The sequence below is a fragment of the Haloferax sp. Atlit-109R genome (assembly GCF_003665865.1).
GTDB classification, from domain to species: Archaea; Halobacteriota; Halobacteria; order Halobacteriales; family Haloferacaceae; genus Haloferax; species Haloferax volcanii.
The window spans coordinates 186,538-200,325 of the sequence record NZ_QPLO01000004.1; the positions used below are offsets into that span (position 1 = coordinate 186,538).

11 protein-coding genes and 2 pseudogenes are annotated in these 13,788 nt (G+C 58.1%); 7 read left to right on the top strand and 6 right to left on the bottom strand.

Annotated elements, in window-relative coordinates; all coding sequences use genetic code 11:
* Positions 1–23: 23 nt before the first annotated feature.
* On the top strand, positions 24–1,796 hold the full coding sequence (locus DVK03_RS18735) for a TCP-1/cpn60 chaperonin family protein (RefSeq protein WP_115803505.1): 1,773 nt from the start codon (positions 24–26) through the stop codon (positions 1,794–1,796).
* Positions 1,797–1,885: 89 nt separating this feature from the next.
* On the opposite strand, the gene DVK03_RS18740 is transcribed toward DVK03_RS18735, so the two are convergent.
* On the bottom strand, positions 1,886–3,355 hold the full coding sequence (locus DVK03_RS18740) for a CoA-acylating methylmalonate-semialdehyde dehydrogenase (RefSeq protein ID WP_115803506.1): 1,470 nt from the start codon (positions 3,353–3,355) through the stop codon (positions 1,886–1,888).
* Between the two features lie 171 nt (positions 3,356–3,526).
* On the opposite strand from DVK03_RS18740, the gene DVK03_RS18745 reads away from it, so the two are divergent.
* From DVK03_RS18745 to DVK03_RS18755, 3 genes and pseudogenes are all read left to right on the top strand, one after another.
* Positions 3,527–4,864: an aspartate aminotransferase family protein gene (locus tag DVK03_RS18745; RefSeq protein WP_115803507.1), complete on the top strand. Its 1,338-nt coding sequence runs from the start codon at positions 3,527–3,529 to the stop codon at positions 4,862–4,864.
* 48 nt (positions 4,865–4,912) lie between these two features.
* Positions 4,913–5,446 (top strand): Lrp/AsnC family transcriptional regulator, encoded by a 534-nt coding sequence (locus DVK03_RS18750; protein ID WP_115803508.1) that lies wholly within the window; start codon positions 4,913–4,915, stop codon positions 5,444–5,446.
* Positions 5,447–5,968: 522 nt separating this feature from the next.
* A pseudogene (locus DVK03_RS18755) lies at positions 5,969–6,309 on the top strand (transposase); the annotation flags it as partial.
* 702 nt (positions 6,310–7,011) lie between these two features.
* Here DVK03_RS18755 and DVK03_RS18760 read toward each other — a convergent pair.
* Both DVK03_RS18760 and DVK03_RS18765 read right to left on the bottom strand, forming a co-directional pair.
* Positions 7,012–7,422: a hypothetical protein gene (locus tag DVK03_RS18760; RefSeq protein ID WP_004040813.1), complete on the bottom strand. Its 411-nt coding sequence runs from the start codon at positions 7,420–7,422 to the stop codon at positions 7,012–7,014.
* Positions 7,419–8,294 carry a ParA family protein gene (locus DVK03_RS18765; protein WP_004040812.1) on the bottom strand — a complete coding sequence of 292 codons (876 nt, stop codon included), beginning with the start codon at positions 8,292–8,294 and terminating at the stop codon, positions 7,419–7,421. The genes DVK03_RS18760 and DVK03_RS18765 overlap by 4 nt, the downstream gene beginning before the upstream one ends.
* Positions 8,295–9,226: 932 nt before the next feature.
* On the opposite strand from DVK03_RS18765, the gene DVK03_RS18770 reads away from it, so the two are divergent.
* Both DVK03_RS18770 and DVK03_RS20565 read left to right on the top strand, forming a co-directional pair.
* Positions 9,227–9,802, top strand: a complete 576-nt coding sequence (locus DVK03_RS18770; RefSeq protein WP_115803509.1) for a hypothetical protein — start codon at positions 9,227–9,229, stop codon at positions 9,800–9,802.
* Positions 9,799–10,245: a hypothetical protein gene (locus DVK03_RS20565; protein WP_115803510.1), complete on the top strand. Its 447-nt coding sequence runs from the start codon at positions 9,799–9,801 to the stop codon at positions 10,243–10,245. The genes DVK03_RS18770 and DVK03_RS20565 overlap by 4 nt, the downstream gene beginning before the upstream one ends.
* A gap of 105 nt (positions 10,246–10,350) precedes the next feature.
* On the opposite strand, the gene DVK03_RS18780 is transcribed toward DVK03_RS20565, so the two are convergent.
* Positions 10,351–11,709 (bottom strand): restriction endonuclease, encoded by a 1,359-nt coding sequence (locus tag DVK03_RS18780; protein WP_115803511.1) that lies wholly within the window; start codon positions 11,707–11,709, stop codon positions 10,351–10,353.
* 274 nt (positions 11,710–11,983) lie between these two features.
* Here DVK03_RS18780 and DVK03_RS18785 point away from each other — a divergent pair.
* Positions 11,984–12,336 (top strand): annotated as a pseudogene (locus DVK03_RS18785) (nucleotidyltransferase domain-containing protein).
* Between the two features lie 145 nt (positions 12,337–12,481).
* On the opposite strand, the gene DVK03_RS20570 reads toward DVK03_RS18785, so the two are convergent.
* On the bottom strand, positions 12,482–13,003 hold the full coding sequence (locus DVK03_RS20570) for a DNA-binding protein (RefSeq protein ID WP_115803707.1): 522 nt from the start codon (positions 13,001–13,003) through the stop codon (positions 12,482–12,484).
* Complete coding sequence (locus DVK03_RS18795; protein WP_199506006.1) at positions 12,996–13,688, bottom strand: nucleotidyltransferase domain-containing protein; 693 nt, start codon at positions 13,686–13,688, stop codon at positions 12,996–12,998. Before DVK03_RS18795 ends, DVK03_RS20570 begins: the two co-directional genes overlap by 8 nt.
* Positions 13,689–13,788: the final 100 nt, after the last annotated feature.

Sequence of the window (13,788 nt, forward strand, 5' to 3'; positions counted from 1 at the left end):
GTCTGGTCTCATTCGACGTGTGAATGAGTAACGCAGCACAGGAGCCAGCGGTGCCGACCGACAGCGACGGCGCACCGCTGTTTCCACACGCGAACGTGGTCGCGGTGAACGCCTTCGCCGACGTGCTGGCCTCCGCGCTGGGGCCGACGTCGCGCGACAAGATGATTGTCAACGCGCTCAGAAGCCGCGGGCCGGACGAAAACGAGGTTCCCCACGCGGCCAACGAGATGACAGCCGACGACATCACCGTCACGAGCGACGGGGCGAGCCTGCTGGAGTCGCTTCCGACCACGCATCCCATCGCGCCGGTCGTGACGCGGGTTATCGGCCCGGAGCGGCCGGGCGAGACGGCCGTCGAGGGCGCGGACATCCCCGACGGCGTCACCGCGACGGTGGTGCTCATGTCGGAGCTGCTCGACGAGGCGGTCGAGCTGTTCGACCGAGGTGTCCACCCGTACGACCTCCGAGCCGGTTACCACCGGGCGATGGACGCCGCCCTCGCGGAACTTGACGCGGCGACGACGCCGCACGACGGCCGGCGAGCGACGGACCTCGCGATTGCGCGGACCGCGATGACCGGAAACGACGTGGGCGGCGTCGTCGGCGGGTTGGCCGAGGGCGTCGTCGACGCCGTCGACGCCGTCGGCTTCCCGACCGAGGCGACGCTTGCGGTGCGGTGCGTGAGCAAGGGGTCGATGAGTGACTCCCGGCTCGTCGACGGCGCGGTGCTCGACGTGAACCACCGCGTCTCGGAGGAGATGCCTGTCCGCGTCGAGGACGCGACCGTGCTCGCGCTGGGCGGATTCAAGCGGTCGCTGTCGGACCCAGAGCTGTGGACCGAGGGCGCCTCTCTTGACCTCTCGTCGCCCGACGACGCCGCGGCGATGGAAGACGTGTACACGGAGCGGCGCGAGCGGGTGGTCGACCGCATCGACGACCTCGGGGTCGACGTCGTCGTCACCCGCCTCGGCATCAACGACGAGTACCAGCGACTCCTCGCCGACCGCGGCATCGTCGGCATCAGGCGAGCGAACCGGCTCCATCTCGAACAGGTGGCGCGGGCGACGGGCGCAAGCGTCGTGACCAACCCGACCGATGTCTCCGCGGGCGACCTCGGACACGCCGGCGTCGTCGAGGAAGTGATGCGCGAACCGCGCCGGAACCGCCGGAAAAACCGGTTTATGACCGTCTTCGAGGGCTGTGAGAACCCCGACTCGGTGACGGTGCTCCTCCGCGGTGTGACCGATCAAATCGCGGCGCAGGCGACGAGCGAAGTGCGGAAGGCCGCCGCGGCCGTCGGCGCGGCCCGCGGCCGCGGCGGGAACCGGGGTGGTGTCATCCCCGGCGGCGGCGCAATCGAACTCCGCATGGCCGCCGCCGTCCGCGAGGCCGCGCGCGCGGAGCCGTCGCGGGCGCAACTGGCGATGACGGCGTTCGCCGACGCCCTCGAAGCCGTCGTGGCGACGCTCGTCCGCAACGCGGGCGAAGACCACGTCGAACTGCTGGCCGACCTGAAGGCGGCACACGCCGCGGGCGACGACGCCGCGGGGTTCGTCCTTCCGGACGGCGAGGTCGGAAACGCCGCCGAGTGCGGCGTCTTCGACGCCGCGGCGACGAAGCGCCGGGTCGTGCTGCGCGCCTCGGAGGTGGCGAATCTCGTGCTCAGAGTCGACGACGCCGTGGACGCCGACTTCACCGAGGAGCCGGCGGGACCGGGCGAGGCAATCTACGACGAAGAGGCCGAAAAACACGCTGACTACCTCGAACACACCGACGGGACGCGCTGGGATATCTGAGACGCGGCGCGTCGACGTGTGGGTGCCGACGGGTGGTCGCTGCCGACCTCGAAAAAGAAGCAACCGTGTTCCGTTCGATTCGGGTCGCGTCAGGCGTCCGGCCAGCGCTCGATGTAGACGGCCTCATCGGTGTAGAAGCGAATCGCGTCGTCGCCCTGCGCGTGGAGGTCGCCGAAGAAGGAGTCCTTCCAGCCGCCGAAGTGGAAGAACGCCATCGGCGCGGCGGTGCCCGCGTTCACCGCGAGGTTGCCCGCCTCCACCTCGTGTCGGAACCGCTTGGCGTCGGCCCCGCGGTCGGTGAACAGGCTGGACGCGTTGCCGAACTCGCTTTGGTTGACGACCTCGACGGCGTGGTCGAAGTCGTCGGCGCGGACGAGCGCCAACACCGGCCCGAAAATCTCCTCGCGAGCAATCGTGTCGTCGGGCGACACGTCGCCGAAGACGGTCGGCCCGAGGAAGCTCCCCTCGGCGGGCACGTCGGCGTCGCGGCCGTCGTACAGGAGCGTCGCCCCCTCTTCGACCCCGGTTTCGACGTACTCCTTGACGCGGTCGCGGGCCGCCCCGGAGATGAGCGGCCCCATGTCGACGTCCTCGGAGAGACCGTTGTCCAACGTCATCCCCGCCGCGATGTCGACGACGCGCTCTGCGAACTCGTCGTAAATCGCGTCCTCGACGACCGCGACGGGGTTGGCGAGGCAGCGCTGGCCCGTGTTGGCGAACGCGGATCCGATGGTCTGTTCGGCCGCGAAGTCGAGGTTCGCGGAGGCGGCGACGACGATATGATTTTTCGCGCCGCCCTGCGCCTGCACGCGCTTGCCGTGCGCGGCGGCCGTCTTGTAGACGTGCTTGGCGACGGGCGTGCTCCCGACGAAGGAGATGCCCTCAACGCCGTCGTGTTCGACGAGCGCGTTCACCGTGTCGGCGCCCCCGTTGACGAGTTGGACGACGCCGTCCGGGAAGCCGGCCTCGTCGACGAGTTCGAAGATGAGCCGGGCGGTCACGGGCGTCTTCTCGCTCGGCTTGAGCACGAACGCGTTGCCGGTGGCGACCGCGTACGGCAGGAACCACAGCGGAATCATCCCCGGGAAGTTAAACGGCGTGACCGCCGCGAACACCCCGAGCGGCTTTCTGACCGCCGTTTCGTCGATGCCGGGCGCGGCGTTCGGAAGGTGGCCCGCCTGCATCATCGACGGGATGCCGCAGGCGACCTCGACGTTCTCGATGCCTCGGCGCAGTTCGCCTTTGGCCTCGTCGAACGTCTTGCCGTGCTCGCGGACGAGCGCCTCGGCGATGTCGTCTTGGTTCGCTTCGAGCAGTCGCTTCAGCTCGAACAGGGGTTGGATGCGCTCTTCGACGGGCGTCGACCGCCACGTCTCGAACGCCGCCTTCCCCGCGCTCACCGCGTCGTCGATGTCCGCCGCGGTGCTGTAGGTGACCGACGCGACGGTGTCTCTCGTCGCCGGGTCGACCACGTCCCGCCCGTCGTCGCCGGACGCCGGACGCCATTCCCCGTCGACGTAGTTCTGTACTTCGCCTCCCGCTGAAGCGTCTTCTCGCATGGTACGTTCGACTGCAGTTCGCTCCCAATTAAGTCTTTCCTACGATTTTCGAAATATAGCTCTAAAGAAAGAATTTGTCCATTGAATTTCAAAGAGTCTCGAACGCTGTTCTAGAAATAAGCATCTAGTGCAAAGATTAATCAATAGCAGGGTAGTAGTCGTTCAACAACGATGCCGGAGCGAGAACCAAGCGGCGGGTCCGAACTGAACGAGACGGAGCGGGTCGACAAAGAGCACGTGTTCGGGACGTGGTCGTTCCAGAAGGACGTATCGCCGACGCAGGTCGTTGACGCCGACGGAGCGCAGTTCACCACTGCGGACGGTGGCCAGTACGTCGACTTTTCGAGCCAGTTGATGTGCTCGAACCTCGGTCACTCCGCGGACGCGGTCATCGACGCGGTCGAAGAACAGATGCGGAAGGCGGCGTACGTCTCGCCGGGCTACACGACCGATGCGCGGGCGAAGCTCGGAAAGAAGCTCGCGGAGGTGACACCCGGGGATCTCTCGAAGACGTTCTTCTCCACGAGTGGAACCGAAGCGGTGGAGGCGGCAATCAAAATCGCCCGGTTCTACACGGGGAAACAGAAAGTCGTCTCGCGCTATCGTTCGTACCACGGCGCGACGTACGGGTCGATAAGCGTCACCGGCGACCCCCGCCGGCTGCCCGCCGAACCGGGGATTCCAGGGACTATCAAAGCGCCCGACCCGTACGCCTACGGCTCGACGCTTGACCCGATGGAGAGTGTCGAGTACATCGACGAGATGCTCGAACTCGAAGGCGACACCGTCGCGGCGATTCTGGTTGAGCCAATCGTCGGGTCGAACGGCATACTCGTCCCCCCGGACGAGTACCTGCCGCGGCTGAAGGAAATCGCCCACGACCACGGGGCGCTGCTCATTTGCGACGAGGTGATGTCCGGGTTCGGACGGACCGGCGAGTGGTTCGGCTGCGACGTGTTCGACGTCGAACCCGACATCATGACGATGGCGAAGGGGCTGACCGGCGCGTACCAACCGCTCGGGGCGACCATCGTCACGTCCGAAATCGCCGAGCACTTCGAGGAGAACATGTTCTGTCACGGTCACACGTACTCCGGCCACCCGGCCGCCGTCGCCGCCGGCCTTGCAACCATCGAGACCTACCAAAAAGAGAACCTCATCGACCGCGCCAACGAGATGGGCGGGTACGTCGGCGAGCGCATCGAGGAGCTCGCGGCGGACCATCCCAGCGTCGGCGAGACGCGCGGCGTCGGTCTGTTCCGCGGCATCGAGCTGTCGCGCCGCGCCGACGAGCGCGTCCCCTTCGGTACACGCTCGGACAAGATTAGTTCGGGGAGCACCGTCGTCGACGAGGTGGCCGCAACCGCGAAGGAAAACGGGGCGTACGTCGCGAACATGATAAACACGCTCATCATCGCGCCCCCGCTCACCATCACGAAAGACGAAGTCGACACCGCCATCGACGCGCTTGATGCCGGGCTGGCGGTGTCCGACGCGGCGATGGACTAGCCCCGACGGACCGACACGGTTTTTTCCCGACGGCGCATAGCCGTCGGTATGACCAACGGACTCCGGTCGGTCGCGGATTTGGATGAGACGGACCTCGCCATCCTCGAGCGCGTCGAAGCCGACTTCGACGTGAGTTTGGAGACGCTGGCGGTTGAACTCGACATCTCGAAATCGGCCGTCCACTACCGGATCAACAAGCTGAAAGAAAGTGGTGTGATCCGCGGCGTCACGGCCGACGTGGACCCGCGGTCGCTCGGGTTGGAGATGGTCGCCATCACCGACGTCTCCGTCACCCACGAGACGGGTTACTCCGACGAAATCGGCGCGGAACTCGACGCCCTCGTCGGCGTCGAACAGGTGTACTACACGATGGGCGACATCGACTTCGTCGTCATCAGTCGCGTCCAATCCCGAGAACAACTGAACGCGCTCATCGACCGGATGGTGGCTATCGATGGCGTGAATGAGACCTCCTCGAAGTTCGTGATGCAGGAGTTCGAAAACGACCGCAGATACGTCTCGAACCTCAGCGAGGAGGCCCGCGCCGCCGTCCTCAACCCGTCGAGCGACGCCGACGGCTGACGGCCGGCGAGCAGGTGCTGGCGGCCGCCATCGAGAAAAAACACGACAGTCGCAGGAAGACCCACAACCTCGGCGGACCGGACCACAATCTCGGAGAATGATTTTGATGTGTGAGTTATTTGTAGCATCGTAAGGAAGAATCAGCCGCTCAATAGCGCGTGCTTACTGATCGAGATCCGGTTGTATCAGTACTGTCAATGAATCTGCGTCGCGGCCAACTGGTTCAACTCGGAATCCATGAGCTTCAACGATGTACCGAATATCACTCGGCACAAGGTCGATGTCCCCAGCATCGTATATCTGAGGAAGAAATCGACGCCAACCAGAGGGTTTCTCACGGCAGTCCTCTTGATTAAGTGGAACTACTCCACTAGCCTCCTTATCGTAACCCTCGTCCCGGGAAATCGTACTATATCCGCGTTCGTGGAGCGAATTAAGTAGATCTCGGAAGCCATCGGCCATCGTCTCACCCAATCATCACTAAAAGAATAAGTGTTTCCATGGCCGGTATCCGCGTTACCCCTGTACGTCCCCTCGACGAAAGGAGACGGAACAGCAGTGTTTGCAACGAACCTCAGGATTGGGCCAGCCGAGGCCGAGGCGTACTGTCAGCGATACAGCCGCCGATGGCAAATCGAAAACGCGTACAAGTCGATCAAGTACGACTTCTTAGCGAAAACCTCCTCGAAAGACTACCGCGTCAGGCTCTTCTACTTCGTGTTCGCAGCGTTACTGCACAATATCTGGCGGCTTACCGACTTTCTCCTGAAAGCAGGAGTAGCGGCGATATGGACTATGCGCCTGTCCTGACAGCTGGTGAATGTGTGGAATGGGTTTCTTCTGCACTGATCCCAGCAGACTAAGCAGCTCCCAATTCGGTTCGCCCTTCGTGAGTGGAAACACTATCTCGAGGCAGGAGTTTCGGACGGAAATCCGACATTTGCAGAGTTCGATTCGATAATCGACCGAAGAGGTCGATCAGGATAGATAATTCTGACTAATACATCATTGAATAAAACTGAAAGCTGGCCATCCTCCGAAACAGTGGCCATCCCACAGTTTCGGAGTTTGGGTTCTGTTGCGTGTCTTATTTTCACGCCAACTGAGTTTGATTAGGCTCTCTCCTTGCGGTTTTCGAATTTAGCACGGTGAGAGAACTTAAAAAGGTTTTCTGAGTGACATAAAATCAAAATCGGCAGACTGCTCCTATTTCATCGTTGTTGTGCTTGAACAGAAGCCACGCAACACTTCCATCCTCCGAGATTGTGGCCATCCCGACCAATAAATTTGGTATAGCGATATATGATTCATTGAGTAATTTCGGCAGCGGGTCGATATATCGCTAATCCTCGTTGTCTGCTATGGACAATGAGGTAATTGAGAATGTAAGAAATACGCTATTATTACGCTACCTCCGAACTCCTCGGTCCTTAGAATGAGATATCAGGGAAGCGACGCTCGTTCTCTTGGTCAACAAACCACCCAGCGGAGTCCAAGTTTCGGACCGTGACCGACTGCCAACTGTCGATTTTCGCACCTATACTGCTGTAAGCGCCGTTTCTTGGCTAGTCGAACGTCATCCCGTAGCCCCACTCTTCGAGGCACTCTTCTGTTTCATCGAGGTGCTGCAAGCCGACCTTCATGAGCGCTTCACGGAGGTCGGTGAGTGAGACGTTTTCTTCGAACCGGTCTTCGAACTCCCGGAGGGCGTCTCGCTCTGCGACCTTTGTCTCCTTCTGTAAGAACAGTGGGACGCGGTCACGACCGTCTTGGACGCCATCGCGGCGGAATTTGTATGGAATCTGGATCTGCTGGCGAGGTTGTTGGGTGTCTTCGCCCTCGGCTTGGTTCGAATCCGTTTCTTCGGCTGGTTCGGGCTCTGAGTCCTTCGTCTGGGTCTCTGTAGTGGTCGCTGACTCAGTCGACGAGTCATCCGCAAACGGATCTTCACCAGCTCCTTTCTTCATGCCAGTCATACCGTCACCACCTCGTGGTCGACGTCACCCGGTTCCGGGGGGTTTGGCGCGTCGATACCAACCTGTTCTTCCAGATGCCTCGCGATGCGGTCGAACTGGGCAAGCGTCTCGATTTCGTAGTCACGGCGGCGATTACGATGTTCACGAACGTATTTGAACGCCGAACATTGCTCCATCCAGCACCCCTCCATCAGGGAGGCACGCTCGCTGATGATCTCTGGGATCGGATAGTCGATTTCAGCTAGTACCTGCCGTTGGTCACGTGTGTTTTTGAATCCGGTTGGGACGGCGGCGAGCACACCAACGTCAATCTCGAGTTGGTCTTCAAACCCGGCGACGAGGGCTTCAAGCCCCTCAACTGCTGCACGGCCCTTTGCGCTTGGTTCGACGGGGATGACAAGCGACCGCGTCGCGTGAATCGCGTTGTAGAGGTGTGGCCCTTCAGTTGCTGGCGGGTCACAGATCAGTACATCGTACTCCTCCGGGACGCCGGCCTCGCGGAGCACACGGAGTAACTGTGCGTGCATCCCGAATGCTTCGCCCATGGCTTCCGCCTGGTCTTTCTCTCGCTGGAGAAAATCGGCTAAATCTGAGAGCATATTGTGCTCCGGAACGATGTCGACACCCTCAACGGTCCGAATGAGATCGTCAAAGTCGCCGTTGGGGCGTCGAATCATATGCCGGACGATGTTATCGACTGAATCCGTCCGCTGGTCGTCAACCCCGAAGAGACGTGAAAGATCGCCGTCTTGTGGGTCAAGCGGAACGACGAGCGGTTTCAACCCTGCCCGAGCGTGCGCAACCGCTAGGTTTGCTGCGGTGGTCGTCTTCCCGACCCCGCCTGCCTCGCTGTAGGTCGAATATGTGAGCATACTGTGTTCATGATGAACCATCACCTTGAATCTTCTGTGCATGCACTCATTGTGTTCAACAGGCACGTTCATTCGTTTAGTTCAGCAATGAATGTACTCAATGAACAAATCTACTGAATACATACGATGAACAAACACAACGAACGCCATGGCTGGGTGAGGCTATGCTCATCCATTATTGCAGCGGTCTGCGGAGTAATCTTGAGATTTAGTGAACAAAGTTAATGAACACAATTCATGAATGTATGTGGTGGGTACTCCGCTTGGACAAACCTCTTTGCTGTGACACCACGTAGCTACTACTGGAGACAATCTGTGTCACACACGTCTCCACAACTCCCCCATGACAACTGATTCAACGATACTTGGTCGGTGTCCTGACTGTGGTGACGAGCTTGCGCCGCATCAATTGCTGATTGAGTTTGAAGAAGCAGATGATACAACCGGCGTGTTCGCGGAATGCTACTCGTGTGATGACGTCGTTCGACCAGAGTGACCCCTGCTCTTTGTTGCAGGAATCGACTTTCACACATCGATGGTGAGGGGTGCGATATGTCTGGGAGAGTTCCAGTTGAGAGCTGCAGGAGATGTTCGATTTACACATCGATGACGGGGGGAGGGTCTTCAACCTCGACCTCGGTGAACACGTCAGTCGTCGCGTTGAATGTGCCAAATGGTTCGTGGCCCAAACCTACTTCCTGCGACGAGATCCTGTTCAGAGTGGCGAACTAACGCTACTCAATCTAAACGTCCAGATGTCTCATTTTCGATGTACTTGTAATAAAGCACTACACCAGATATGAGACATCGACAACTATGTTAACCAACAATTGGGCGTATATAGCCGATCTGTTGGTTAATGTAGCCCCTCGAATCATGTCGGAATAATCCGTGCTAGCAAGATTTATTCCTGTTACTCACGTGGTGTGAGTATGGAAGAACCGCGCTCTGAACTCCAGGCTGATGCCGAGGAGCGAACTAACGCGCCAGATTTCGACGCCCTGACCTCGCCAGAGGAACTTGTCCGTGGAGAGCGGACGCGAGACGATTTTTTTGACGCTGTGCTTGGGCTCAGCAAACCAGCGACCGCCAGCGAAGTTGCTGACCTCGCAGGCCACGGCGTCGACGCCGCGAGAGAGTACCTCGAGTGGTTCGAACAGATGGGTATCGTGAAGCAGGTTACCGAGTCGCCGGCCACGTATGTACGCAACCAATCATACTTGAACTGGCGGCGGGTCCAGATGCTCCAAGATGAGTATTCGTCAGCGGAGTTGCTTGAGTTCTTGAAAACGGAGGCAGCGAGAGCCGAGGAGTTGGCCGAGAAATTCGATGTCGCGTCGCCAGAAGCGGTCTCTCTCTCAAAGCACGCATCAGCTACTGACCAATCGATAGAGGACGTTTGGGAGGCTGTGTCTGCGTGGAAGACGGCTCGCCGTCGGGTTGAGCTCCTCGAACGGGCACTAGCAACCGAGCCGGGCGACGCTGCTGATCAGCAAACGGCGGTATGACAGGACAAGATGAGAGTAGTGGGTCGCATTCAGTTTCTGGTGCTCCAATTGATTTCGACCGCTTGGACGTCATCCGAGATCGATTTGCTTCCGACGAGCGGTTCACGCAGATAGTCGACCAACCTGAATTCGCCCCTGACCGGTTGGTCTGTGTGTACGATACACAGTTTTACCTATCGAGTGTTCACAGTGCCCGGGTAGAGATTGTCTGGTTCGAGAACGGTGACTTCTCGCTCCATTACCACGAAGACTACGAGCAAGGAACGTTCGATCATCGATGGGACCGCCATCCATCGGACCACAACGCTCGCGACCACATCCATCTTGGGCCAGATGCACCGACACCAGGAGATGATTCATCTCATCCCAGCGATTGGCGTGACGTCCTCTCAATGGCTCTTGTCGAGATTGAGGCTCGTCAGCGTGCATTCTGGGAAGGCTGACCCACCCGCTATGGTGTTCACTTTACTGCCTGTTGTACGCTTCATCGAGGTCATCGTACTCTCAAAATAGCAATCACTTTCGTCGGGTGAGGTACCTCCAAAGTACTAGACGACCCCGGACGTGAGAATGAACCCAAGTAAGAGTACGATACTGATGAGAAGGCCACCGACGAGTGGTGTATTCTCCATTGCTTTCTCGTGGAGGGCCATCTGTTCGTACTCTGAGCGGAACTCTTCGAGGTTAGATTCGTCGTAGAAGTACTTCGTTTTCAGCACAAATCGCTCGGTGACTGCACAGCCTGTACATACTGGTGTCCCCTCGAGCCGTTCTGTTTTGATGTGCGAGTCACAGTTGATGCTCCCACAATTTGCACAGTACGTGTACGATTTCGCTGTTTCTTTCTCACAGTGGACGCAGCGATGGATTCCATCTTCGATCGCTACTCGGGAGGGCCCCGCAGCGTAGTACGAGTACGGATAGGTGTACTGCTGGAGTTGCAGTGTCTGTCGAACCCGTGGGACGTAGAGCGGTGAAATCGCCTGGATAGAGATGTCTGACTGCTTCGGTTTACACGTCTTCTCGTAGGTGACATTGTTGCCACCTGTGTAGCTGACAGTCGTCGTGTGATGTTGCTGGAGACGAGAGACTGCCCACTCTTTGTAGTCGGTTTCTGTCTGCCCGTAGCGAGTGACGTCGACGTCGTCGAACATCGTGCTGAAGCGGTTGGAATCGAGTTCGACTGCTTGCTGGCCGTTGTTCGCGATGAGGTCTGCGAGTCTACTGTCTGCGACGCTGGGTTCTCCTCGCGTCGCATGGACGACGAAGCGGTTTGATTCGTTGACGCGATGGATGACACCGACTGAGGTTTCGAAGACAGCGTCTATTCGTGCACTAATGGTGAGATAGGGCTGGAAATCAACGAGCTTGTGTGGTTCTGGGAGTGCGTCTGCGTCGAGATTTTGGATGTCACGGGCTGCTTCACGTACTGGTGCATCAACGCCGCTTGCTGGATCGAACGGTCGGAGCGTTTCGTCACAGAGAATCTCGATACGGCCGTTGTAGAGATCCAAGCCGACTTCGTCGGCGATATCTCTCAGGTCGGTTCCGTCGATGAGCTCGATTGGATATGGATCGCCGTTCTGTCTAAGGCGAGTAGCGTACTCTTCAGCGGGTGCAGAAAATTGCCCTGTCGTGACGACGATACCACGCTTTGGGCCGTCGTAGTCGTACGTCGCGATGGCTGAGTGGAGTTTCTGGACGACAGGCCGTCCGACAGAGCCTGTGTGTTTGCACTCGACGACAACTCCACGGCGTGTCCCGTCGACGACCTCCTCCATGAGGATATCTCGTCCTTCGTCGGCGGTTTTGCGTGCCTGATGGACGTTTTCGTACCCGAGATTCCGAAAAACATCCTCCATCAGGTCTTCAAATTCGAATCCGGAGAAATCGTCTAAGAGTGGCATGAGAATTCCACTTGACAACCAGACGTACTGTAACTATTAATTAATTGCCTCCCTGTCACTAGGTGCTGTAACGCCCGTCAATGTGTAAGCGGTGAGCCGTCTACTCCACCCTCGACAGAGTTCAAGCCAGGTGTCTTTCTGTGACACACTCCATAACTTGTCTCAGTCCGACGGAATTCTATTGTGACGATACACCCTGGATTTGAGCGATGGACGTTCAGAGGCGCTTTCTGCCCTCAGAGAGGCAGTCCGTTCTGACTCGGATATTAAATTCGTGGTCACACTCGGCTCACAGATTATGGGCGGGGCGACGATGGCGTCTGATCTCGACATCGCAGTCAAGTTTGCAGACAGTCTTTCTGCTCGTGACCGATTTGAGAAGCAGTGTTTCCTATCGGGTGATCTTCAGTGGGAGGATGCGCCGTTCGTTGATGTCTCGGATATTGAGACGCTCCCGCTAGATGTTGCACACGATGCAGTCAGGGTTCGTTCGTCTGCGGTGATGAGCAGGTGTTCGAACAGTTCAAGACAGAGACTGAAGCACAGTTCGCCGAACAGCGCGACGACCTTCGGCGTCAGCGGCACGCGGTAATCGACCACATTGCGGAGGAGGGACTCCGTGGCTGACGAGCGAGCTGTCTCAATTTGGATGTACCTGTATTATCCAACTGCATCGAATATGAGACACGTGGTGAAGTCGTGATGCGACTTGAATTCAGAACGGCCTCGAACCTTAGGTTTCGATGCATCTCTCTCGTCGAACGACTATCTCTTATGGATTAGTTCCGGTCTCGCACGTGCAAACGCCGCCTACTCTTATCTGGCTGGTGACGTGCTTGTGGACACTCTTGGCAAGTTGTTGCATCGCTTCTGCTTGTCGCTGCGTTGGGCGACGTCCGCCGTAGTAACTGTCAGTTCGATTAGTATCGTACAAGTGCCGAAGGTCGCGTGTTGTGTCCCGAGAAAGAAGCCCTAGGTCAGATGCACGATCGTAACAGGTGGTATGGTCGTGGAAGTCATTGAGCTCGCTCGTTCCTTCGGCTAATGCAAACGCTTCGATAGACCGTTCGGTTGCACCGAAACACAACTCAATCGTCGCGGTGTAGAACCCTTGATCTGCGATTTGATCAACAGCTGCAAGCAATTGGCAGGCCTTCGTGAGCTGTGTTTTCCAATCGTCGTCCGGGTCGATCCCGTCTTCGCGTGATGGGACACCAAACCCCTCCTCGTTGAACGCGTCAGTTGCCGCGTTGAGTGCGTCGGTTATGGCTCGTGGATCGGATCTTTCACTCATCGAGCTCACCGTGGAAGACCATCTTTCGGACTGTTTCAAACTTCTCGGAGTCGTAGACAACAAGCCCACCACGAAGTACCTCTCGCAGTTCCTCAGTATAGTTCGGAATCGCAGGCAAGGACTCGACGTCGATATCGTATGCGTACCGGCCTGTTTCGAATTGCCGCTCTTCGAGATCCTGTCGTACACGGTTTGCCGTTCGCTGGTTCGCCATTCGATCTTCCTCAACGAGTACCCATAGGTCAATATCACTTAGCCGGTCTGCGTTTCCTCGTGCGACACTCCCGTAGAGGAGGATGCCAATGACACCGTCGAGATTCTCGACTAATTCGTTGGTTGCAGTGCGGACAGGTGGCTGGAATTCTGATTGGGGGATCTGAAGAAACAAGTCGTCCGGTCGTGACAACCTGGCTCGGTTGACGTGTACAAGTCGCGTGTTTCCTTCACGGCGGTCGATTACAAGGTTGTTTGCAGTCAATACGTCCACCGCCTTGGAAATACTTGGCTGGGAGTAATCTACAGCGTCAGCTAATTCAGTGATAGAAAACGAGTCAGCGTGATAACGAGATAAAAATAGAAGCACTTCGTGGACTGCTTGGCTTTTGAATAAATTCGTGTCTCGTGCTGGAATATCGAGTGATATGCTTGTCCCCTCTCTGTGGACTATATTCGTGCTACTTTGCATACTAAAGAGTAAGTTCGCCCAATTACTTATACTTTATATATAAATGGAGGGCCTGTTCAAGTAGTATGCTTAGTTGAACTTGTCCGGATAACCTCGCTTA